We start from the raw sequence: 22,750 nt of genomic DNA, 5'->3' as shown, positions 1-22,750 counted from the left end.
TGATGTGTGGATGAAGTCGCAAGGAGATGCAGTAGAGGATATAGAGAGGTTTCCTTTTAATATAAAACGCTTTCAAGAAAGAATCAATCACTTATAAATGGTAATTTGGCACTAAGCGGTGTGACAATATTGAAAAAGCATCAGCTGGTAAGCTGATGCTTTTTATGGAATATCGTAACCCTGTACGGCTGTAAAAATGCGGAACCATTGATCCTGGTCAAGCTTGTATGACAACGCATTTATCGCGGCGGAAATCCGCTCGCGCTTTCCGCTTCCGACAATCGGCATGATGTCGGCCGGATGCGTATACAGCCATGCGTACATCACCTCGTCCAATGAAGCGGCGCCAATCTCTGCTTGAACGGATTCAAGCGCCGTGCGGACACGCCGGTCTTTTTCCGTGTCACCAGTGAAAACTTTGCCGCCTGCCAGAGGCGACCAAGCCATCGGCGGAATCCGTTTTTCCTGGCACAGGTTCAAAGTGCCGTCGAGCATATTTTCTAATTCGTATGCGGAAAGCTCAATCTGGTTGGTTACGAGCTTCTCAGGCAAATATGATTCCAGCATCCGATACTGGTGATCTTTAAAATTTGAAACGCCAAAGTACCTGACCTTGCCAGAGCATTTCAAGGCCTGAAACGCCTCTGCTACCCCCTCCGGATCCATGAGCGGGTCCGGTCTGTGAATCAAAAGCATATCGATATAATCCGTCCTAAGGTTCATAAGCGATTGCTCAACGGATGCCAAAATATGCGATTTGCTTGTGTTATAATGATGCGATCTGTGAGCGGGCCGTTCAGGCGATTCAAGAACGATACCGCATTTTGTGACCAGCTCTATGTTTTCTCTTAATCCAGGCGAAAGGGCAAGGGCGTTTCCAAACAGCTTTTCGCACGTATAGCCTCCATAAATATCCGCATGATCAAAGGTCGTGATGCCGTGATCGATACACCATTCAATGAGGCTCAGAAGTTCAGCATCTGAATAGTTCCATTCATTCAGCCGCCAAAGCCCGTGTATGACTCTTGAAAATTGAAGATCCTCCGCCAATTGAATACGCTGCATGCAAAATCCCTCTTTTCTTTGTATAAACCGGGTTTTGCCCCTTACTAGTTCATTCGGCCTCAGATCCTCTTTTTCCTTTCGCTCCTTTTAAAAAGACATTTTAATTCGATTGAAATTGCTTTTTCGCTTTCTCAACGACATAGTGGCTGCCGCCGCGGTCCTGCACATTTTGGATCATCATGGCGACAAGCAGGTCTTTGTTTTTGTAATCGTAGCCGACAAACCAGCCATTTTCCGTGCCGTCTTTATCATCTTTTGATGTTTTCAGCTCGGCTGTTCCTGTTTTTCCAGCCACTGTGATTCCTTTCACGACAGGCTGATACGCTGATCCGCGCTCATCTTCCACAACGCCTTTCAGACCTTTTGTAATGTCTGCCGCTCCTTCCTTCGTGACCACTTGCTTGTGCCAAACATCAGCTGTTTGTGAATCTTTTTTGATCAGCGTCGGTTTGACAAGGTCTCCATTGTCAACAAATGGCGTGTAAGCAGTTGCCAAGTGAAGCGGAGACATTTGCATTTGCCCTTGTCCATAGCCTGTATCCGCAAGCAAAATGTCTGAATCAAGCTTGTCATTTGCAATAGACGATTTCTGGATCGGGAATTCATACGGAACGTCCTCTGAAAAACCGAATGTTTTTAAGCCTTTTGTGAAGGTGTCCGCTCCCATATCAAGCGCATTCTGGGCAAAATAAATATTGTCTGACGTAATAAGGGCGTTTTCCAAATCGACTTGTTGAAGTCTCTCAGACACACGTGTCACTGAATAGCCGCCCCAGCTCGAATCTTTTTGCCACTCCTTGCCTTTGATTGTTTTCTTCTCATCGGCTTTAAGGGTGCCGTTTTTGATTCCAATAGCAGCCGCAATCGGTTTAATGGTAGAACCTGGCGCGTATGTCTTATTGAATTTCGCTGAAAACGGATTGTTTTTATCTTTGTTTAGCTTTTTCCATTCCTTATCGCTCCAGCCGAAAATAAATCCGTTTGGATCGTAGGAAGGCGCACTGACAAGGGCGAGTGTTTCGCCTGTTTTCGGCTGCAGTGCGACTGCCGCCCCGCTGTCATCCTTCAGTTCATCATACAGCTTCGTTTGCGTTTTGATATCAATTGTGAGGTGAAGATCCTCGCCGTCCTTTGCTTTCTTTTCAGCAATGACTTCCCCGGTTTGCGGCACGTAGATTTTCCAGCCAGTTGTGCCTCTTAGCTTGTCTTCATACACATTTTCAAGTCCGGCGATACCGATGTTAGACGTATCGCTGTACGTTCCTTCTTTCTTTTTCTTCAGTTCTTCCGCTGTAATGGCGCGGACATAGCCTGTCAAATGGGCTGTCTTTTCGCCATACGGATAGTAGCGGGAGCTGACATTCGTTCTTGTTACGCCTTGTAATGACGTCGCTTCAGAAACTAATTTCTCCTGGTCAGGCTTGACCTTTTTGAGCGGCACAAACGAATCGTCTTTTACCCAGCCTTGATCCAGCTTTTTCTTGATGTCGTCTTCAGTCAAATCAAGTTTTTTGGCGAGTTCTTTTATAACTTTCTCTTTTTTATCGCCAAGCTCTCCGGGAACAATTCCAATTTCCGGAACATCTGTATTGACAGCTAAACCTTTTCCATTTTTATCGTAAATTTGGCCTCGTTTCGGTTCAATGCTCATAATTTGCACGGTTTTGTCGTCAGCCAGCTGCTTGAAAATAAACGATGGGTCCCAATCTATATTCCATGACTCCTCGTCATCTGTTTTTTCTAATTTCAGCACAGCAGTATTCTTGAAGCTGACTTTGCCGGCATTTGTGTTCATGCTGACTTTATACGGGATATGTTTCATTGTCTTGTTGTCTTGATCGTCCTTATCTACTTCTCCCGCAGTGACTTTCAAATTTTTTACGCCGGCCTGCTCATAGATGGCTTTATACCTGTTGACGAAATCTTTTTTGGAGATTTCTTTTTTGACATCTTTAGTCAGGCTTTGATACATGTCATCGAATTGCTGATCGTTCCACTGTTTCACGAATGCTTCCATGCGATCCTCTGGTGAATCTGTTTTGGAGCATCCGATTAACCCAATCAATCCGACGCATAGAAATACTAGTAGAATACACTTTTTTAACATGACTTTCCCCTGCCTTCCACTTGTTATTTTCTCTTAATTGAATTGGTGCGTGCAAGATTTTTTTGAAAATGAAGGAAAAGTTCACCGATTTTGCAGAAATCTCCTATCGTTTGCTGTAGACTATTTGAAAAGACAGAAAGAAGGGATAGCATGGTCAGAGAGGCAGCAATGCTTCACATTAAAGAAGGCCTTGAACAAGAGTTTGAGGATGCATTCCGGCAAGCGGCGCCGATTATTTCCGGCATGAAGGGCTATATCACTCACTCGTTAGCAAAATGCATGGAGGAAACGCATAAATATCTGCTTCTTGTGGAGTGGGAAACACTTGAGGACCATACGGAAGGCTTTCGCGGTTCTTCAGAGTATCAAGAGTGGAAAGCCTTGCTTCATCGGTTCTATACCCCGTTCCCGACGGTCGAGCATTTTCAGGATGTGTAATAGATTTATATAATATGAAGTGTAAAACCGATAAGGGAGACAGACCATACAAAAACGGCGGTATAAATATTAAAAGCGCCTGAGCCGTCATTTTCTTTTTTGCGTTCTTCAAGCCCCTGCATAAACATGACCGCACCAAGAAAGACGAGCATGACCGATTGGATAACAGAGGTGTGTTCCGTATAGTTAAAAGCAATAAGCGCCAGTATAATAATGATAACCGCAAAAGACATTTTAAAAATCCGAAACAAAAGGACCATCCTTCCTTATATACGAAATATTGAACGTTATGGCTATATTTGCCTACGCCCTCCATTATTCTAGCGCACTTTGTTTGTCTGTAGAACAGAAGACAGAGAATTTTAAGTTTCTTTTAATATTTCGATCACACATAAAAAACGCGCCTGTCATGAGGCGCGTTTTCTATGAAACTGATAATTCTTTATAGCCTAGCTTGTGAACGGCTTCAGCCATCGCTTGATAGCCTTTGCTGTTCGGATGGACACCGTCAAAGGACAGATATTCCTGTTCTTTGCCTTTGAAGATGCTATAGGCATCCGCGATTTTGACATGGGGTGCTGATGCAAGTGTTTCTAAATGTGAATTAAACGAAGTGATCCATTTGCCGGCGATATCAATTTCGGGAAACGGATTGTATAAGTTGAACACACGAATGGCGTACGGGGAAGGATTTTCTCCTTTAATCTCGGCGATTTTGGCAATCATCTTTTCAAAATTCTCATGGCAATGGGCGGATACACGGCTGAAAATCGTTTCATCCTTAGAGGTTTGGTAGGCTAAGACCGAATCGATGAGATCGTTTCCGCACCCTGTGATCGTTATCATATCAGCATCTCGAATACATTTTTGCACATAGGGATATGACAGGAGTCCCAAAATCTCTTCTGTATTCAGGCCTGATCTGGCAAATATGTTTATTGCCGTTCTTGTTTTCAAGTCAGCTTCCATCATGTCCCCAAAACGCTGGACGAAGCCGGGTGAAAACAGCCCGGAGCCTCTCCCTGTCGTCAAGGAATCGCCCAGAGCTGTATATCGAAGCACCATGTTCTTTCCTCCACTCTTGAACGTCGATACGTTAATGTACGCAGCAGAGAAAAGATTGGCTACTTATGTATATCCTATTTTTCTTGAAATCTGTAAAGCGGCGTCCTTCACCTTTTCTGTTAAATAGGGCAGCCTGTCTTCTGTAAATCTCGCTTCAAAGCCTGCAATACTAATGCCGGCTGCCACCTGACGCTTATGGTTAAAGATCGGGGCGCCGATCGCCGCCGTATAGTTTTCGAGCTCTGAATAACTGACAGTATAGCCATTTTGCACAGAGGCATCAATCTCCTGAAGCAGTTTTTCGGGATCGGTAATCGTTCCGGAGCCAATCGAAATGAGCTCGGTTTGTTTGATGTATGCTTCGATTTCTTCACGGGGAAGAAAGGACAGAATGCTTCTGGCGCACGCTCCCGCGTATAGGGGGGAACGCCTGCCGATCGCCGTATACAGCCGCACAGTCTGTGTCCCTTCTATTTTCTCAACGTATATCGCTTCATTGCCGTCCCTCATGATCAACTGCACGGCCTCATCCACTTCCCGGCACAGCTCTTCCATCACCGGTTTCGCTATTTTTCTGATATCCAGCCTGTCAGCGACAAGCTGTCCGAATTCCAAAAACACCAATCCCAGCGAATAAGCGCCGGACGCATCCCGACTGAGGAACCCCATTTCCTCCAAGGAGCTGACCATCCGGTGAACAGAGGTCTTCGGCATTCCCGTCAGCGACACCAGTTCACTTAAGGTTAGGCTTGGTTTATGCAAAAACAAATTAAGCAGCGCCATAGATTTGACTACGGTTTTATTTTTATTCTGCATCATTCATCCCCTTTGCTATGTCAGCCATTCCATCTTCATTCTCGTTTTCAGTTCTTTTATATGCTGTTCCCGTTCTACCGCAAGCGCTTCTGCCTCCTGAAGGGACACAGGCTCAAACTGAACGTGCTCGCCCGGCATGATTTGGGAAACAATCGGAAGATCAGCGGATATGATGTGCGCGATCCTCGGATAGCCGCCAGTCGTCTGCCGGTCTGCAAGCAGGATAATCGGGTTGCCGTCAGGAGGCACCTGAACTGTTCCGAATGAAACCGCTTCCGACACCATCTCAAGCGGGGCCTTCAGTTCGAGCGGTTCTCCTTTGAGCCTGTAGCCCATACGGTCGGACTGCGGCGTGACACGAAATGCTTCTTCATAAAAACGCGTTTTTGATTCTTCTGTGAAAAAGGCAAATTGCTTTCCTTCCAGCACCCGAATGACGGGATTCTTCTTCAATGGCAGAAATCTGCCGCGGCTGACTGACCACTTCGGTGCTGCAAATCCCTGTTTTCCAAGCTGCGAACTTAAGCGAGAAAGGATGGTTTGCGAAAGAGCTGACATCTCTCCAATGTTCAGTTCATCTTCTTTTTGAAGCGCTCTGCCATGAAGTCCGCCAATGCTTCCTCTGACGTATGTGCTTTTACTTTCCATGACGGCAGGCACCTCAATGCCGCCAGCTGCCGCCAAATAAGCACGGCTGCCGAGTTTGCAGGGGCCAAAGCTGACCGTGCTGTTTTCCTTGATGAGCACAGGCTTCCATAAAGGCGCTTCCTCGTCATTAATACGCAGCGTGAAGTCCGCCCCTGTCACAGCAATCAGTGTCTGTTTTGAAAAATGAAACGACGGACCGGGCCCCATCATCGTTATTTCGAGACCTGCTTCATTTTCGCCGTTTCCTATCAACAGATTGGCAATGCGCAGTGAAACCGTGTCCATAGCGCCGCTGGCCAGAACGCCGTATTTTTGGTAACCCGTTCTGCCTATATCCTGAACCGTTGTGAGCAGTCCGGGCTTTAATACTTTCATGCTCAATTGGACTCCTCCTTATAGGCGTGATAGTCTTTTTCTGAGATGCGAACGAATTTCACAATATCTCCCGCCCGCAGCAATGTCGGCGGGTTTTCCTGCGGCCGGAAAAGAGCCAGCGGCGTTTTGCCGATCAGCTGCCAGCCGCCCGGCGTTGAAATCGGGTAAACGCCTGTCTGCAATCCCGCAATACCGACCGAACCTGCGGGAATCGACGGTCTTGGCGATGATTTTCTCGGAGCTGCAATGCGTTTTGACATCCCGCCTAGAAAAGGAAAACCGGGCGCGAAGCCAAGCATATACACCACATATTCACCGTTTGTATGAATGTCGATTACTTCCTCCGGTGACAGCTGATTGATCTTCGCCACCTCTTCTAAATCCGGACCGAATTCACCACCATAGCAGACAGGAATTTCTACAATACGGCGGTTGACCTCATAGTCTTCGGCTATTTCTGCCAGGCGCTCTTCGACATCGCGCTTGACCTTCTCAAAAGGTGAGCTTATGCCTGGAGGCAAATGCTTGTACACTTCATACATATCATAAAATACAGTTAGACTTGTAAAAGCCGGGATACATTCAATGAATCCCGGAAATGGCTGTTCTTCTATATAAGCGGCCGCGGCGTGGACAATGCCGTTGACCTGTTCGTTGATTTCTTCTCCGAATCGGATCATCATTGCAGAATCACCGAGCTGTTCGATTTGATATCGTACAGTCATCTTTCTCACCTCTTTTAATTCTCGTTCATCAGGATGACGAGAGGTTACAGCACCGCAAGCGACTCGTCTCGAATATCTGTGATGAGCATATGCCCCGGCGCATGTGTGATGACCATTTCAGGTTTTACATTCATAGCCACGGCTTGCGGTGTCACTCCGCATGCCCAAAAAACAGGAACCTCGCCTTCTCGAATGGGAACGGCATCTCCGAACTCCGGTTTCCCGAGATCGCGAATCCCGATTGCTCCCGGATTGCCGATATGGATCGGCCCTCCGTGCACAGCCGGAAAACGCGAGGTCACTTGTGCAGCACGTACAGCCAGCCGTTCAGGAACCGGCCTCATGCTGACAACCATCTGTCCGTGAAACGCCCCCGCCGGAACACAATCGATATTCGTTTTATACATCGAGACGTTTGTCCCCTCATCAATATGCCGGACAGCTATCCCATTATTGATTAGTGCCTGTTCAAAGGAGAAACTGCATCCGATCAGAAAGCCGACAAAATCGTCCTCCCAGTATGGCGTAATATCAGATACTTCTTCCGTTAGGATACCGTGCCTGTAAATACGGTATTTCGGAAAGTCCGTTCTGATATCAGCATCCGGCGCAGCCAGAGACGGCACAGGCGAACCTGCTTCAGTCACATCCAGCACGGGACAGGGCTTTTGATTTCGCTGGCAAAACAGCAGAAAATCAAAAGCAAGGTCCTTTTTCAAAACCACAAGATTCGCTTGGGCGTAGCCGCCGGACATGCCTGCGGTCGGCCCGTTTATTTTCCCCTCTCGTATCAGGGCGCGTACATCCTTCGGCGCCATTTTGTTTAATTGCTCCACTTATATCAGCTCCACAATTGAGGAAGTTGTGTACATAACGTGTAGATTCCCATAACTGCCATTACAATCACTACAAGCGCGCCTGTGCTTGTCAGCCAAAGCGGATGCTTATAATCACCGACAATGTTTTTCTTGTAGGCGGCAACAAGCAGCGTTCCGAGCGCAATCGGCAGAATTAAGCCGTTCAGTGAACCGACAAGGACGAGGATCTTCGCAGGCTGGCCGATTGTGACAAAAGCTAACGTAGAAACCACAATAAATCCGATAATAATACCGCGTGAATTCTTTTCAATTTTTGGAGAAAAGGTCTTGAAAAATGAAACAGATGTATAGGCTGCTCCAATAACAGACGTAATCGCCGCAGACCACATGATCAATCCGAAAATTTTATAACCGACATTTCCAGCAGCCAGCTTGAAGACAGAAGCCGCCGGGTTGCTTTCATCGATGTGCAGGCCTTTCGATACAACGCCTAGAACCGCAAGAAAAAGAGCGATACGCATGACAGATGTAATTAAAATGCCGACAACCGAGCTTTTTGTCACCTGCGGAATGGATTCCTTCCCTTTAATTCCGGCATCAAGCAAACGGTGTCCCCCGGCAAATGTGATATAACCGCCGACGGTTCCGCCCACTAGGGTGACAATGGCAAATATGCTGATGTGTTCCGGGACGAATGTATTTGCGACTGCCTGTCCGACCGGAGGAGCTGTCGTCGCCGCAACGTAGACCGTTAAAATAATCATCACGAACCCCGCGATTTGCGTAAAACGGTCCATCGCTTTTCCTGCTTCCTTGATGACAAAAATCAAAATGGCGATAACGGCACTGATTAAAGCGCCTGTTTCAGGTGTAATGCCGAACAGCACCTGAAGTCCCAGCCCGGCCCCTCCGATATTCCCAATATTAAAAGCTAGTCCGCCAAGCACGACGAGAATGGCGATGAAATACCCCAGTCCGGGAAGCACCATATTCGCAATTTCCTGACCTCGTTTTCCAGAAACTGCGATGATGCGCCACACATTGGTTTGGGCGAAAATATCTAAAATAATAGAGATTAAGATGACAAAACCGAAGCTTGCTGCGAGTGTGTTTGTGAATGTTGCGGTTTGGGTGAGGAAACCCGGTCCGATTGCTGATGTCGCCATTAAAAAGGCGGCGCCCATCAGCAATGACCAGCTGCCTGCTTTTTTTCCTGCTGTCTTTTTCTGCTTCTCCATCTATTGTTCCTCCTTTATGTTGACTTCTGTTCTGAAATAGCTGTCACTTCAATTCCAGCCGCTTTGAGCTGTTTTCTGATTTTTTGCGCAAATGTCAGCGCATGGGCTCCATCTCCATGAATGCAGACTGTATCTGCTTTTAATGACACATCATGTCCTTGCTGAGATTTGACCGCCCCTTCTTTCACCATTTTGATGACCTGGGTGACGGCGGCATCATCACTTTCAATGAGTGCGTCCGGCTGGGAGCGCGGTGTCAGCGTGCCGTCCGATTGGTATGTTCTGTCGGCGAACACTTCATTTGCGGTCTGAAGTCCGATCCGTTCTCCCGCTTTTACAAGCTCGCTCTCAGCAAGACCGAAAAGAATCAGGCCGGGATCAACCTTATAGACAGCTTTCGCGATAGCATCCGACAGTTTTTGATCGACTGCCGCCATATTGTATAAAGCGCCATGCGGCTTGACGTGCTGCATGTGAAGTCCCTCTGCTTTTAGAAAGCCAGAGAGCGCGCCGATTTGATAAACGACAAGATCATACGCTTCCTCAGGAGAAATCGCCATATTGCGGCGCCCAAAACCGAGTAAATCCGGCAAGCCCGGATGCGCGCCGATTTTTACGCCTTTTTCCGCTGCAAGCGCGACGGTTTTTCGCATAACACTAGGATCTCCTGCATGAAATCCGCATGCGATATTCGCTGATGTCACATACTCTAAAATATCTTGGTCAAGGCCTATCTTGTAGGCTCCGAAGCTTTCTCCTAAATCACAGTTTAAATCAATCTGAAACACAGAATCCCTCCTGCCAAAGCAAACGGTATGCTTTATGTCATTTATTGTCCCGAAATTCGGAATGACTATTCCGAATTTTTGAACTTTATTTCATTATAAGTGAATCATATCAGTTTGTGAAATACTTTTGTCAGAAAACCTACCATGGTCCCAGAAGAAAACCTGCCAAACTAAAAAAGAGAGTCCATCTTAGGACTCTCTTTTTTTATAGTACCCAATGGCGAATCGCTTTAGCGACACCATCCTCAATATTTGTATCCGTGATATAATCAGCCGTTTCTTTTACGATGTCTTGTGCATTGCCCATTGCGACGCCAAGACCCGCTTCTTTGATCATCGCAATGTCATTAAGGCTGTCGCCCATCGCCATCACATTCTCCATTGTAAAGCCGAGTTTTTCCGTAACCTTGGCAAGGGCTGCAGCTTTGTTGATGCCAAGCGCGTTGACTTCAATGTTTGTCGGACTTGAATTTGTGATTTCGAGCTCTTTGTTTTTTCTCAGCTCCTCAAGCACTTCGTTTCGGATATCGTCATCCTCAATGTCAAAGCCGAATTTGAGCCATTCATGATCCGTAATGTTTTCCGGAAACTCGCCTCTCCATACTTTATTCACCGTAGAAGCCCAGAAATTAGTGTTGTGCTTATTCCGCAAATCCCACATCATTTGAATATGGTCCGTATGAAGCAGCTTCCGTTCCACCAAATTAAAATTCGAATCCCAAATTTCACTGCCGTTTGCCGTGATTAGAAAGGATGACAGCTTTAGCGATTCCGCCAGCTCCCGGCACGTCATCAGCGTCCGGCCCGTGCTGATCACCACATACACACCTTTATCCTCCGCTTCACGAATGGCTTTGCGGTTTTCATCCGAGATCAGCTGCTCGTCGTTCAGCAGTGTACCATCCATATCAATTGCGATCAGCTTGATATCTACATCTTCTCTTTTAACAGACATATATGTACCTCTCTTTATCTTTTTGTTGTGCTTCTCTCTATTCTAATACATTATACCCAGCGGGACAAAAAAGCGATTTCCTATGTTTGAGGAGAACGGATAAGAGGAAAACAAACGGTGAGGTGATCAAACATGACAGAAAAAAAACAGCAAAACAAACCAAATGAAAACCCCGAGCACAACGACTTAACCGATCCGATTCCTAATGAAGAGCTGAAGGAAAATATGAATGATGAAAAACACAAACGCCAGCAAAGAGATAACTCTCAAAGCGAACGGGATTACGACACAAAATAAAACCCCTCACAAAATGTTGTGAAGGGTTTTTTTCATTTTTCAATATAGATGCCGATTTCAGCTTCAGCAACAGGCTGCTCTCCAACTGACGCCTTGGCATGTCCGAACACAAACCCGCGCCGATTGCGCGTGACTTCAAACGTAAGATCAAGCCGGTCACCAGGCACAGCTTCTCCCAGCTTTTCCGCTTTCTTCACCGAAGACAATAATCCCAAGCTGTTCTCATCTGTAATTCCTGTAAAAGCCGCGGTTTGCGCAAGCGCTTCAATCACAAGTGAAAACGGCATTTCTGTTTGCGTATCAGTGATAAACCAGTCGTTCACACTAATCAGCTTATAAGCTGCCGCATGTTTGCCGGGCTCGCTATCCGTCACGCCATCAATAAACAAAAATGGATAGCGGTGAGGCAAAGATAATGAGTACATTTTATATCTCCTTTTTTTGACCATTATATCTCAGCCTAAAGTGAAACGATAGGATATAATGGAAAAAAACACAAAAGGAGGCCGTTATGTCCCCAAAACCGCTTGTCATTCTCGCACACGAAATATACGGTGTAAACAGCCACATGAAAAAGATGGGCCGGCTGATCAAAATGGCTGGATATGATGTGTTGACGCCCAACCTGCTCGGCGAGGATGAAGTCTACACACTGCAAGAAGAAAAAACGGCATACGAACAATTTACAAAACACGAACGGCTGAAAACGGGAGAAACCATCATCCAGAATGTGATCAGACAAAACGCCGGACGGCACATCTTTGTGATTGGATTCAGCGTGGGGGCTACTATCGCATGGAAATGCAGCAGTATGCCTGAGGTGAGCGGATCGGTTTGTTATTACGGTTCCCGGATACGCGACTCTCTTCATCACGTGCCAGCCTGCCCGGTCCTATTGTTTTTCCCTAATTATGAGCCGTCGTTTGACGTAGCGCTTCTTATCAAAAAACTGCGGGAAAAACAGCATACCCATCTTGAGATTTATCAATTCGATGCGCTTCACGGCTTCGCCAATCCTGATTCTGTTTATTTCAACAGGGCCCTTTTCTTCAAAACGCTTTCTATCATAAAAAACGGGGCGGAAAAACGGCTCCGCCCTGTTTCATCAGAAATTTTTTAATCGCTTACAGTGCTTTATTATCGCGTGTTTTGGTTCCGTACGTTCCATGTTCTTTGTTGCACTGAGTTTTATTTTGCCTGTCTCATCTCACCGAATGGATAAAAGACGAGAGATTCAGTACCGATGATATCGTCCTCAGAAGGCATGCCCATTCCGTTTCTGCTATCCAGTGAATTGAGACGGTTATCTCCCATCACAAAATATTTACCGGAAGGAACCTCAACTTCGAAGTCACCTGTTAAGGTTACACCCGACTCTTTGACCTCCTGTTTATATTCCTTTAAGTATGGTTCTTCCACCTTTTTATCATTTATGTATAGCTGATCATTTTTCATTTTAATGCTGTCACCAGGCAAACCGATTAAACGTTTGACAAATGAGCGGCCGCTCTTTTTGTCATGAATGACTATGATGTCGCCTCTGTGAAACCCGCCAGTCCATTTGACTGCTTTATCAACCAGTATTCTTTCTGAGTCTTTAAGCGTTGGGGCCATTGATGATCCTTCAATAAGAAAAGGCTTGTAAAACACCAATCTGATCGTAAAAATGAGAGCTGCGATCATAATGATACTGAGTATAACGATCGTTTTGATTTTTCTTTTTTTCTTTAACGTGATTGTTTTTGCATTCAACTTCCTTCACCCGATGCTTTCCTAAGAATTCCAAATTATTATACAGCATTTGGATCTGCTTGGTTAGACCTTCGTGGAAATTTTCGTAAGGAAATGGACAGGCCGGGGCAGCCATCTGCCCCGGCCTGATTCATCAGAGCTTTCTTAAGCGCGAACAGATTTCATCAGTGACCTCAGCCGTTGTGCTTTGTCCCCCAATGTCGCGTGTTTTGATGCCGTCGGCAGTCACTTGCTCCATTACATCCAGAATTTTCGCCCCCAATTCTTCCTCTCCGAAGTGGTCGAGCATCAGCTTCGCTGTCCAAATCTGGCCGATCGGATTGGCAAGGCCCTGTCCGGCAATGTCAGGAGCTGAGCCGTGAACCGGTTCAAACATGGACGGATATTTGCCGGATGGATTGATGTTCGCAGAAGGCGCAATGCCGATGCTTCCCATTAGGCTTGAGCTGATGTCAGTTAAAATATCACCGAACAAGTTGCTCGCCACAATGACATCAAACGTTTCCGGACGCGTCACAAAAAAAGCGGCCAGCGCATCAATATGCTGAGATGATGTTTCAATTCCGCTATAATCAGCGGCTGTCTGCTGAAAGACTTCATCCCAAAACGGCATCGCGTGATAAATGCCGTTAGACTTTGTGGCGCTTGTCACATGGCTGCGCCGTTTTTTCGCCAATTCGAAGGCAAAGCGCATGACACGTTCTGTCGCTTTTCTCGTAAACACGGCATTCTGGATGGCGATTTCATCATCGCCTCTGTGAATGCGCCCGCCGACTTCACTGTATTCACCTTCACTGTTCTCGCGAATCACCACGAAGTCAAAATCATTTGGATGCAGAAGCGGCGACGTAATGCCCGCCATTTGTTTGGCGGGTCTCATATTAATGGAAAGCTCAAGCTCCCTCCGGATTTTCAGCAGCAGTCCCCATAACGATATATGATCGGGAACCAGCTTCGGATTTCCGACGGCTCCCAAAAAAACCGCTTCAAATTGAGTAAGCGTATGTATTCCATCTTCGGGCATCATTTTGCCGTGCTCCAAGTAATAATCACAGCTCCATGGAAAAGCCGTGAATGAGAATGACAAACCTCCGTGTGCCTCAGCCGCTGTATGAAGCACTTTCTCAGCAGCCGCTACAACCTCTTTTCCTACTCCGTCTCCCGGTATTGCCGCAATCTCGAATTGTTTCATCGTCATTCTCCTTCCCCTGTTTTCGTAAGCGCTTTCTATTATACTAGATTGCGAGATAGTAAAAAAAGCCCGTGACATTGTGTCACGGGTGATCGGTTATTGATTAAGTTTCTTTAAAATGATGGCGTGCAACGGTTCATGGGACTGAATGCCGCACACCTCTTGAAGTACGCCGCTGTATCCTTTTTCTTCGATCAGCGCTTGCAGTTCAACCGCTTCAGGGTCACCGGTGAAATCGAAGCGCAGTGCTGCGGCAATTCCTTCTGCCAGTGCATTCGGTTCTTTTATTTTCTTTGCCGGGCCTACAAGCCTATCATTTTCTCCCAGTTTTCTGAGAGGTGACCTCGCTACGCGGGTCACATCGTCCGAAATGAAAGGATTTTCAAAGCGACCGATGATTTTTTTGATATATTGTTCGTGTTCAGTTTGCTTAAAGCCATACGATTTGACGAGATAGTCACCAGTTTCAAGCAGCGCCGAATGAACAACACGGCGGATTTCCGGATGATCAATTGCTTCTTTGACCGTTTTGAGTCCGCGCTGATAGCCGACATACGCTGTGACCGCGTGTCCGGTATTGACCGTAAACAGCTTCCGTTCGATGTACGGCGTTAAATCATCAACAAACAGTGCGCCGTTTATGACTGGTGTTTTCCCTTTAAAGCCTGATTCATCAATGACCCATTCGAAAAATGGTTCAACCGATACTTTCAGCGGGTCTTCATGATGCTGAATCGGGACGATCCGGTCAACGGCAGAATTCGGAAAACCTACCGTTTCACTGACGGATTTCTGCTCTGCTTCCGTTAAATGGCTGTATATCTCTTTCTTTAAGAAGCTGCTTCCGCCAATCATATTTTCGCAGGCAATGATATTCAGTGTGTTTGCAGTGTTTCTCCGTCTTAAACCTTCTGCGATAGATGGAGCAATCAGTTTCAGCACGTTCGGGCCGACAGCTGTTGTGATGAGCGCCGCCTCATTCATCAGCCGGTACAGCTCCTCGGTCTGACTGCCGCTGTTAATAGCGCTCACCGGGCCAATGATCTCCGATGAACGTCCCTCTTCCGCCAGTTCCACTGTGTATTCTTTTTTTTCATTGAGGAGGCTGACCATCGTGTCGTTCACATCCGCAAACACCACATCATAGCCGGAGTGGTGAAGCAGCGCGCCGATAAACCCTCTCCCAATATTCCCCGCACCGAAATGTAAGGCGATCATGTCAGTTCACCTCGTTGAAAATGGCGATCAAATCTTCTTCGCTTTTAGCGGAGATCAGGCGTTCAATATTTTCTTCTTCTGAGCAGATAATGGCGATATTAGACAAAATGTCTAAATGCTCATTATTTTTACCCGCAATGCCGAATACCACTTTTGCCGTGTTGCCTTCTCCGTACTCAACGCCCTCTGGAATCTGTATGATTGAAATTCCAGAGTGAAGCACCTCGCTTTTCGCTTCTTCTGTGCCGTGTGGAATGGCAATGAAATTCCCCATAAACGTAGAAGACGTTTCTTCACGTTCAAACATTTTGCTAATGTAATCCTCTGTCACGTAGCCGTTGTCAATCAGCGTCTGGCCTGCCAATTTGATGGCCTCTTCTTTTGATGATACCGTTTGATTGAGTTTAATATTTTCCTTTGCGAGTACTTGCATGAGTATCACTCTCTTTCTATAAGATTACTTTTTCAGCTTTTCAATCAGCTCGTCGTATTTCGGGCTGTTTAAGAAGTTATCCACTGATATGTGCGTCGCGTTCGGCAGCTTTGCTTTCGCGCGGTCTGTTAAATCTTTGTGGGTGATGACAATATCCGCATCGCTTGGCAGATTGTTAATGGCCGTGTTGGTCACACTGATGTCAAGCTCCGCTTTTTTCACTTTGTTTCTTAAGATGGATGCCCCCATGGCACTTGATCCCATTCCCGCATCACACGCAAAGATAATTTTGTTCACGCTTTCAGGAGACAGCTCAGACGCTTCTTCTGCTTTGGCTTGTTCCGCCTCTAAAGCAGCTGCTGCTTGGCTTTTCTTCCCCTTCATGGACTGCATTTTTTCTGTTGCGGCAGCCAGGTCTTCTTCACTAGCTTTTGAGGATTTCAGGATCACTGCTGAAACGATGAACGATACAGCTGCAGCGACCAATACGCCCGCCAATACCCCGAAATAGCCTCCTCTTGGCGTCATTGCCATCAATGCGATAATGCTTCCCGGTGACGCTGCCGCGACAAGTCCGGCATTAAAGATCGTAAACGTTAAGAGTCCGCTTGCTCCGCCGGCAATGGCTGCGAGAATCAGGGCCGGTTTCATCAGAATGTACGGGAAGTAAATCTCGTGAATCCCGCCGAAGAAATGGATGATCGCCGCACCGGGAGCCGTTGATTTTGAAGATCCTTTGCCAAAGAACATGTACGCCAGCAAAATGCCGAGCCCCGGTCCAGGGTTTGCTTCTACTAAAAACAGAATTGATTTTCCTGTTTGGGATGCTTGCTCGATTCCGATCGGGCTTAAGATTCCGTGGTTAATGGCGTTGTTGAGGAACAACACTTTCGCCGGTTCTACAAAAACACTGGCTACGGGCAGTAAATTCGCGTGTACAATGACTTCCACACCAGCCGCCAGCAATTTATTTAGCGTCAGGACAACCGGGCCGATGGCGTAAAACGCGAGAATCGTTAAAGCCGCGCCGACAATCCCTGCCGTAAAGTTGTTGATCAGCATTTCAAAGCCTTGCTTGACTTTATCCTTGAATAATTTATCAGTCTGTTTAATGAGGTATCCGCCAAGCGGACCCATAATCATTGCGCCTAAAAACATTGGAATATCCGATCCGACAATCACCCCAATTGCCGCTGTGGCTCCGACAACTCCGCCGCGGTGGTCGTAGATCATTTTTCCGCCTGTATACGCTATCAAAAGCGGCAATAAATACGTAATCATCGGGCTGACCAGCGTGTTCAGCTGTTCATTCGGAAACCATCCTGCCGGAATAAACAGCGCGGTAATGATACCCCACGCGATGAACGCGCCGATATTCGGCATGATCATTCCGCTCAAATAACTCCCAAAGCGCTGCACTTTCACTTTCATGCCGCCTTGCTGCTGTTCTTGCTGCTGCATATATAAACCCTCCCTGTTTTGTTTGTCGCTGTAAGGTGCAAAAATATGTTCAGAGAATGATGCTTCCCTTTGACTCTATGTTAAAACGCTTACAGTCCCTATACAATTGAAAGTAAAGAGGACTTTGGCACATGACTGTGACAATTTTTTAAAATAAAAAGGCTCCTGGTTTCAGGAGCCTTTTCTCTTTCCTCTATAAATAATGTTGCCGTTTTGAATCACGTACTTTGCGATCATTCGCTCACTCACAATAAAAACGGGATAGGCGCACACAAGCGCAAAAACAGCCATTGGCACGTGCTGTACAGCCGGCAGCATTGAGCCTGCCGCATTGCGGAGGAGCAGCAAAAGATAAATGAGCAGCACGATGGCCGCTAATGATACCAGCATAATCGGAGCTGATACTTTATATTCATAAAGCCGTTCCCGGCAGTGTCCGCAGCGAAATTGACAAGGCACATTTGATGATCTGACCATGTCGCCTGTCAAAGGTTTGCCGCAGTTCGGGCATGGTGTTTCTTTCATAGGGTATTCCTCACTTTCTATTCCATATGTCTATTATACCAGAGTCCCTTCTGTTTCGTTTTGTTGTTGTTCAACACATTTTCACATTTTTTATCATCAGCTTACTTGTCTCTGTCTCTAAAATCCTCTACGCTTAAATAGATCTTAATGAAGAGGGTGTATGAATGCTTCCGATTAATAGACAGCAACACATACTGAAGTGGCTGAAAGAAGAAGGCGCGCTCAGAATTTCTGACATCAGCGCAAGGTTTGGCGTTTCGGAAATGACGGTATACAGAGATGTCAATCAGCTGGTTCAGTCAAATCAGGTCATTAAAACGGCCGGTGGCATCACGCTCCCCGCCCGAACACCTCAAACGGATCATATGTGCAGCTATTGCTTGAAGCCCGTCAATCAAGCTCATTCGGTTCAGCTGATTACGGTAAACCAAGACATTGAACAGCTATGCTGCGCACATTGCGCGTTTTTGCGTTACGCGGATAAAACGGAAGAGGTTTCACACTTGATTTGCAGAGATTTTCTGTTACAGACAACCGTCAGTGCCGGTTCGGCTTATTTCGTCGTAAATGCTGAATTAAACCTGCACTGCTGCCAGCCGCAGGCCATTCCGTTTGCGACACTTGACCATGCCGAGCGATTTCAAAAAGGATTCGGCGGAGCCGTCCGCACTTTCGACCAAGCGCTGGAAGACATGCTTCAAGACCGAAAGAAACGCTGCACCTGCACCAAGAAATAACACAACACATACAGCGGAAGGTGGTGTCTGAGTGATGAAGCGAAACAGATGGTGGATCATCCTTCTACTTTTTCTTGTTTTCCTGCCGAAAACAAGCTTTGCTCACGCCTATATTGTCAAATCTTCACCTGGGGAAAACAGCGAATTAAAAAGTGCTCCTGCGCAGGTGGAAATCGAATTTAATGAACCGGTTGAAGAAGGGTTTCATTACATTAAAGTCTATAATTCAAACGGCGACCGTGTGGATACGGACAAGACTGAAATCAAAAAAGATAATCATCACATCATGACAGTGAAGCTGAAGAAGAATCTGCCTAAAGATGTGTACAGAGCGGAATGGAATGCCGTATCCGCGGACGGGCATCCTGTTTCCGGCGTCATTCCGTTCAGTATCGGGAAAGCGGATGGCGGATTCAGCAGCCAAAAAGCAGCCGATTCAGCGCTGAATCCGGGAACAGCAGCAGATCGCGCGATTCTGTATACAGCCTTATCTCTGTTTATCGGAACGGTTTTCTTCCATCTTTTCTGGTATAAAGGGAAATCAGAACAGCTCGTCAAACGGACGAGACGTATCCTGACCGGCTCGATCGCAGCATTGGGGCTGGCGCTTTTGCTTCAGCTTCCGATTCAGACAAAAGCGAACGCAGGCGGCGGCTGGGGCAGCGCATTCCAGCCGGGCTACATCAGAGAAACACTGTTTGAGACAGCAGGCGGCTCCATTTGGATCATACAGGCTGCGCTGTTCGTGCTGCTCGCACTGTCTGTCATCCCTGCGATACGGAAAAACCGCTTTTCATCCTTTGGCTATTGGACAGCGCCGCTCATTTTCTTTTTCGGTCTCCTGCTTGCCAAGGCGTTTACCGGGCATGCTGCTGTCGTTGAAGAAAAAACGGTCGGCATTTTGATGGATTTTCTTCATTTAACTTCCGCTTCCATCTGGGTCGGCGGAATAGCGGCACTCGTTTTGCTGCTCTCAAAAGAATGGAGGCAGCCTGACAAAACGCTCGCGTGGGAGACGGTCAGACGGTTCTCCCCATGGGCGCTCACTGCAGTCGGCGTCATTTTGTTTTCAGGCTTGCTCAATGGATTTTTCATCATTCGTTCAATGGATTCACTGTTCCATACAGCGTACGGCCAAGCTCTTTTAGTGAAAAGCGGGCTGTTTGTTTTCATGCTGGTCTTAGGCACGATTCATTTTCTGCTTACCAGAAAGCAGCGCCGCACAGGAATCAGCCGAACGTTGAAAGCGGAGTGGGCAATCGGCATCGCTGTATTGATCACAGCGGCCGTGTTTACAAGCCTGCCAAGCCCGCCTGAGCCGGCGCCGGAACCGTTCTACCAAACCAAAGCGATTGAGAACGGACAAAGCGTTTCTCTCAGCATCAGCCCAAACCAGCCCGGAAAAAATGTTTTTGAGCTGCGGGTCACCGACCATAACGGAGATCCCGTGAAAAACATCCAGCAAATCACGTTAACCGTTTATAAAACAGGCCTGTCAGGCAGCGAAAACAAAAGCACTTTTACATTAAAAGAAAAAACAAAAGGCGTCTTCCAGGATCAAAACCTGTCGATTAATGAAAAAGGAAACTGGAAGATCAAAGTCCACGGCCTGACCGGCGACTTTAACGAAATCAATATCATGTTTACAAAGACCAATTAAGGAGTGTTTACGTTGTTGAAAAAAATCGCATTGACACTATGTCCGGCTATTGTCGGCTCCCTCTTATTCTTTACGGCCCCTGCCAGCGCGCATGTTTCTGTAAAACCGGCTGAGTCTGCTGCAGGCTCTTGGGAAACGTATACAATGAAGGTTCCTTCAGAGAAAAATCTGCCGACAACGAAGGTAGTCCTCAAAATGCCGAAGGATGTTGAATTCCAGCAATATGAGCCAATTCCGGGCTGGAAGGTTTCCACTCAAAAACATGATGACAAATCAGTGTCCGTGACGTGGGAAGCGACTGACGGAGGCATTCAGGAAGGACAGTTCCAGCAGTTTACCTTTGTTGCCAAAAACCCTGACAAAGCGGAGGAAGCCGCTTGGGACGCTTACCAATATTACAAAGACGGCAGCATTGTTGAGTGGACAGGTGACGAGGATGCCGATACACCTCATTCCATTACAAACATCACGTCTGCAAAACAAGTGACAGATGAGCACGGCGCCACGAAAACAGAAGACGATTCCGAAAACTCAGGTTCTTCAGCTCTAGACATTACAGCGATTGTGCTGTCTGCGGCTGCCATTACTTTATCTGTAGCAGCACTTGTTAAGAAAAAGCGTGCGTAATAAAAAAGCGATCCAGATGTGATGTCTGGGTCGCTTTTTTTGTTTAACCGCGTCCTGCCTGGAATGAAGGATATTGTGTCATACCGCCGTCCGCGAATAACGTGATGCCTGTGACGTAGCTGGCTTCCTTCGAAGCAAGCCAGGCTGCTACTGCAGCGATCTCCTCCGGTTCGCCGATATAGCCCATTGGAATCATGCTTTCTACATCAGCTTTCTGTTTAGGGTCAGCGAATTTTTCAGCATTGATTGGCGTGTTGATCGCACCTGGCCCAATATTATTGACGCGAATGCCCTTCGGCGCGTATTCCAACGCTAATGTTTCTGTCATCAGCTTTATCCCGCCTTTACTTGCCGCATAGTGGACAAATAACGGCCAAGGAATCACTTCGTGCACACTGGACATGTTAATGACATTTCCCTTGATATCGTTTTCTACGAAATATTTAATCGCTTCACGGCTTCCTAAAAAGGCACCCGTTAAGTTCGTGCCGATGACTTTATCCCAATCCTTGAGCGGCATTTCGTGAGATGGTACAGGATTTTCAAGACCGGCATTATTAATCATAATATCGAGTGTGCCGAACTCCTTAATTGCCGTTTGCACGATATTTTTTACATCTTCCTCTTTCGTGACATCTCCTTGGACGACAACAGCTTCACCGCCCGCCTTGATGACCTCTTCTTTTACCTCGTTTGGATCTTGTTTATTACTATAATAGTTGATAACCACTTTTGCCTGCTCCTTGCCGAAGCGAATGGCCATCGCCTTTCCGAGCCCTGAAGCAGCTCCTGTAATAGCGACGACTTTTCCTTTTAAATCCGGATACATATACATCCTCCTCCATTTGTTATGAATTTGTTTTGGCGATTCCTAAGAATACGGCGGCGGCAATAATCAGGATAATCCCGATCGCAATTGCTATTAGCTGGCGTTTCGTTTTCTTTTCACGCAGGATGAAAATACCGCCGAGCGTAGAAATGACAATTCCCATTTGTGAAAGGGAAAAGCTCGTTGCAACGCCGACTCGCGGCTGAGAAATAAACAAAAACATATTTCCGCCTGCCCAGATTAACCCTGGGAGAATATTTCTGATCGCATACTTGTTAAAGGGTTTGTGTCTATAGGTTAAAACTAACCCCCCGACCACCATGCCAATTGCCTGTGGCAGCAACGCGGACCAGCCGGACACATTGAATAATCTAGCCACGACTACATAAACCAAATAACCAAGAGTCGAAACAAGGAGAATCAAAATGCCCTTTTTCAAATTGCTTGGCTCGCCCTCTTTTTTATCATTCTTATCTTCCAAGGACGTGAGAATGATTCCTACAATGATAAAGATCAAAGCGAGAACGCCAAGCGTAATCGCAATCGGTGTTGACCATTCGCGGAACACGATCACACCGAACAGCGAGGTGGAAACGAGCTGCATTCCTGTGGAAATCGGCATTGTTTTCGACACGCCCATCAATTGAATGCTTTTCAGCTGGTTGGCCTGTCCAAGTGACCAAAATAAGCCGGATACGATTCCAACAATAAAAATGCGAAGGGACAGAACGGGCTGAACAAAAAAGTAAATAACGATAGAAACAATGAGCGCCCCGATCGTCGTTCCCAGTGTCTGGCTGTACGGCCCGCCGCCTAATTTCACATTGAAGAGAACAATGCTCCCCCAAAACAAAGCCGGGAGAAGAGCCAATAATAAATCCATTGTTGGGGAACCTTCTTTCAAAATGTATTTGCTGTTATTTTGGCTGGAATTGTTGTGATTATTCGCCGGAACACAAAAAGAGCTGCCGGAAAATCCGG

The 22,750-nt window shown here is 46.7% G+C and carries 26 protein-coding genes; 6 read left to right on the top strand and 20 right to left on the bottom strand.

Annotated features, from left to right (window positions below):
* Nucleotides 1-162: 162 nt before the first annotated feature.
* Nucleotides 163-1,065, bottom strand: coding sequence for an aldo/keto reductase family oxidoreductase (locus tag NSQ16_RS02355; RefSeq protein WP_003234411.1), 903 nt, complete (start codon nucleotides 1,063-1,065; stop codon nucleotides 163-165).
* Between the two features lie 100 nt (nucleotides 1,066-1,165).
* On the bottom strand, nucleotides 1,166-3,172 hold the full coding sequence (pbpC, locus tag NSQ16_RS02350; protein WP_014478860.1) for a penicillin-binding protein 3: 2,007 nt from the start codon (nucleotides 3,170-3,172) through the stop codon (nucleotides 1,166-1,168).
* Nucleotides 3,173-3,322: 150 nt separating this feature from the next.
* Here pbpC and NSQ16_RS02345 point away from each other — a divergent pair, with 150 nt between their 5' ends.
* The gene (locus tag NSQ16_RS02345) at nucleotides 3,323-3,610 is read left to right on the top strand and encodes an antibiotic biosynthesis monooxygenase (RefSeq protein ID WP_043858113.1); all 288 of its coding nucleotides are present in this window, start codon (nucleotides 3,323-3,325) and stop codon (nucleotides 3,608-3,610) included.
* A gap of 5 nt (nucleotides 3,611-3,615) precedes the next feature.
* Here the strand turns inward: NSQ16_RS02345 and NSQ16_RS02340 are convergent, their stop codons facing one another.
* The 9 genes from NSQ16_RS02340 to NSQ16_RS02300 form a co-directional block, all read right to left on the bottom strand.
* Nucleotides 3,616-3,861 carry a YczI family protein gene (locus NSQ16_RS02340; protein ID WP_003240256.1) on the bottom strand — a complete coding sequence of 82 codons (246 nt, stop codon included), beginning with the start codon at nucleotides 3,859-3,861 and terminating at the stop codon, nucleotides 3,616-3,618.
* 172 nt (nucleotides 3,862-4,033) lie between these two features.
* Nucleotides 4,034-4,675, bottom strand: coding sequence for a spore germination lipase LipC (lipC, locus tag NSQ16_RS02335; RefSeq protein ID WP_029317305.1), 642 nt, complete (start codon nucleotides 4,673-4,675; stop codon nucleotides 4,034-4,036).
* A 63-nt stretch (nucleotides 4,676-4,738) separates the two neighbouring features.
* Nucleotides 4,739-5,491: an IclR family transcriptional regulator gene (locus tag NSQ16_RS02330; protein WP_014478857.1), complete on the bottom strand. Its 753-nt coding sequence runs from the start codon at nucleotides 5,489-5,491 to the stop codon at nucleotides 4,739-4,741.
* A gap of 15 nt (nucleotides 5,492-5,506) precedes the next feature.
* Entirely contained in the window at nucleotides 5,507-6,514 is a 1,008-nt protein-coding gene (gene pxpC / locus NSQ16_RS02325; protein ID WP_003234419.1) for a 5-oxoprolinase subunit PxpC, read from the bottom strand.
* 2 nt (nucleotides 6,515-6,516) lie between these two features.
* Nucleotides 6,517-7,239, bottom strand: coding sequence for a 5-oxoprolinase subunit B (pxpB, locus tag NSQ16_RS02320; RefSeq protein WP_103031573.1), 723 nt, complete (start codon nucleotides 7,237-7,239; stop codon nucleotides 6,517-6,519).
* A gap of 44 nt (nucleotides 7,240-7,283) precedes the next feature.
* Nucleotides 7,284-8,057 (bottom strand): putative hydro-lyase, encoded by a 774-nt coding sequence (locus NSQ16_RS02315; RefSeq protein WP_230488168.1) that lies wholly within the window; start codon nucleotides 8,055-8,057, stop codon nucleotides 7,284-7,286.
* 23 nt (nucleotides 8,058-8,080) lie between these two features.
* Entirely contained in the window at nucleotides 8,081-9,295 is a 1,215-nt protein-coding gene (locus tag NSQ16_RS02310; protein ID WP_230488154.1) for an NRAMP family divalent metal transporter, read from the bottom strand.
* 14 nt (nucleotides 9,296-9,309) lie between these two features.
* Nucleotides 9,310-10,083, bottom strand: coding sequence for a 5-oxoprolinase subunit PpxA (gene pxpA, locus NSQ16_RS02305; protein ID WP_049141379.1), 774 nt, complete (start codon nucleotides 10,081-10,083; stop codon nucleotides 9,310-9,312).
* A gap of 205 nt (nucleotides 10,084-10,288) precedes the next feature.
* Entirely contained in the window at nucleotides 10,289-11,038 is a 750-nt protein-coding gene (locus tag NSQ16_RS02300; RefSeq protein ID WP_327837565.1) for a phosphoglycolate phosphatase, read from the bottom strand.
* 132 nt (nucleotides 11,039-11,170) lie between these two features.
* On the opposite strand from NSQ16_RS02300, the gene NSQ16_RS02295 reads away from it, so the two are divergent.
* A complete protein-coding gene (locus tag NSQ16_RS02295) occupies nucleotides 11,171-11,335 on the top strand; it encodes a hypothetical protein (RefSeq protein ID WP_003234425.1) in 165 nt (54 codons plus the stop codon).
* 32 nt (nucleotides 11,336-11,367) lie between these two features.
* Here the strand turns inward: NSQ16_RS02295 and NSQ16_RS02290 are convergent, their stop codons facing one another.
* Nucleotides 11,368-11,760 carry a 3-hydroxyacyl-ACP dehydratase FabZ family protein gene (locus NSQ16_RS02290; RefSeq protein WP_327837563.1) on the bottom strand — a complete coding sequence of 131 codons (393 nt, stop codon included), beginning with the start codon at nucleotides 11,758-11,760 and terminating at the stop codon, nucleotides 11,368-11,370.
* 86 nt (nucleotides 11,761-11,846) lie between these two features.
* Between NSQ16_RS02290 and NSQ16_RS02285 the strand changes: the two genes are divergently transcribed.
* Entirely contained in the window at nucleotides 11,847-12,455 is a 609-nt protein-coding gene (locus tag NSQ16_RS02285) for a dienelactone hydrolase family protein (protein WP_064671947.1), read from the top strand.
* A 68-nt stretch (nucleotides 12,456-12,523) separates the two neighbouring features.
* Here NSQ16_RS02285 and lepB read toward each other — a convergent pair whose 3' ends face one another.
* The 6 genes from lepB to NSQ16_RS02255 form a co-directional block, all read right to left on the bottom strand.
* Entirely contained in the window at nucleotides 12,524-13,087 is a 564-nt protein-coding gene (gene lepB / locus NSQ16_RS02280; protein ID WP_327837561.1) for a signal peptidase I, read from the bottom strand.
* A gap of 133 nt (nucleotides 13,088-13,220) precedes the next feature.
* On the bottom strand, nucleotides 13,221-14,285 hold the full coding sequence (locus tag NSQ16_RS02275; RefSeq protein WP_074794498.1) for a tartrate dehydrogenase: 1,065 nt from the start codon (nucleotides 14,283-14,285) through the stop codon (nucleotides 13,221-13,223).
* 90 nt (nucleotides 14,286-14,375) lie between these two features.
* Entirely contained in the window at nucleotides 14,376-15,497 is a 1,122-nt protein-coding gene (locus NSQ16_RS02270) for a mannitol-1-phosphate 5-dehydrogenase (RefSeq protein WP_029946494.1), read from the bottom strand.
* Between the two features lies 1 nt (nucleotide 15,498).
* A complete protein-coding gene (locus NSQ16_RS02265) occupies nucleotides 15,499-15,930 on the bottom strand; it encodes a PTS sugar transporter subunit IIA (protein WP_003246714.1) in 432 nt (143 codons plus the stop codon).
* Nucleotides 15,931-15,954: 24 nt separating this feature from the next.
* Nucleotides 15,955-17,391, bottom strand: coding sequence for a PTS mannitol transporter subunit IICB (locus NSQ16_RS02260; protein WP_010886406.1), 1,437 nt, complete (start codon nucleotides 17,389-17,391; stop codon nucleotides 15,955-15,957).
* A 171-nt stretch (nucleotides 17,392-17,562) separates the two neighbouring features.
* Nucleotides 17,563-17,916 (bottom strand): hypothetical protein, encoded by a 354-nt coding sequence (locus tag NSQ16_RS02255; protein ID WP_003234445.1) that lies wholly within the window; start codon nucleotides 17,914-17,916, stop codon nucleotides 17,563-17,565.
* Nucleotides 17,917-18,080: 164 nt separating this feature from the next.
* Here NSQ16_RS02255 and ycnK point away from each other — a divergent pair, with 164 nt between their 5' ends.
* Genes ycnK through NSQ16_RS02240 form a run of 3 tightly spaced genes read left to right on the top strand, consistent with a single transcriptional unit; the run spans nucleotide 18,081 to nucleotide 20,940 of the window.
* On the top strand, nucleotides 18,081-18,653 hold the full coding sequence (gene ycnK, locus NSQ16_RS02250) for a copper uptake transcriptional regulator YcnK (RefSeq protein ID WP_003234446.1): 573 nt from the start codon (nucleotides 18,081-18,083) through the stop codon (nucleotides 18,651-18,653).
* A gap of 34 nt (nucleotides 18,654-18,687) precedes the next feature.
* A complete protein-coding gene (gene ycnJ / locus NSQ16_RS02245; protein WP_326131542.1) occupies nucleotides 18,688-20,313 on the top strand; it encodes a copper transporter YcnJ in 1,626 nt (541 codons plus the stop codon).
* Nucleotides 20,314-20,325: 12 nt separating this feature from the next.
* Entirely contained in the window at nucleotides 20,326-20,940 is a 615-nt protein-coding gene (locus NSQ16_RS02240) for a DUF1775 domain-containing protein (RefSeq protein WP_247471232.1), read from the top strand.
* A 43-nt stretch (nucleotides 20,941-20,983) separates the two neighbouring features.
* Here the strand turns inward: NSQ16_RS02240 and gdh are convergent, their stop codons facing one another.
* Nucleotides 20,984-21,769, bottom strand: a complete 786-nt coding sequence (gdh, locus tag NSQ16_RS02235) for a glucose 1-dehydrogenase (protein ID WP_003246720.1) — start codon at nucleotides 21,767-21,769, stop codon at nucleotides 20,984-20,986.
* 19 nt (nucleotides 21,770-21,788) lie between these two features.
* Nucleotides 21,789-22,652, bottom strand: coding sequence for a glucose uptake protein GlcU (glcU, locus tag NSQ16_RS02230; protein WP_003234455.1), 864 nt, complete (start codon nucleotides 22,650-22,652; stop codon nucleotides 21,789-21,791).
* Nucleotides 22,653-22,750: the final 98 nt, after the last annotated feature.

The sequence above is a fragment of the Bacillus sp. PS108 genome (genome assembly GCF_037963335.1).
Classification (GTDB): Bacteria; Bacillota; Bacilli; order Bacillales; family Bacillaceae; genus Bacillus; species Bacillus subtilis.
The sequence above is the reverse complement of the archived record's forward strand: the minus strand, read 5'-3'. Positions and strand labels throughout refer to the sequence as shown.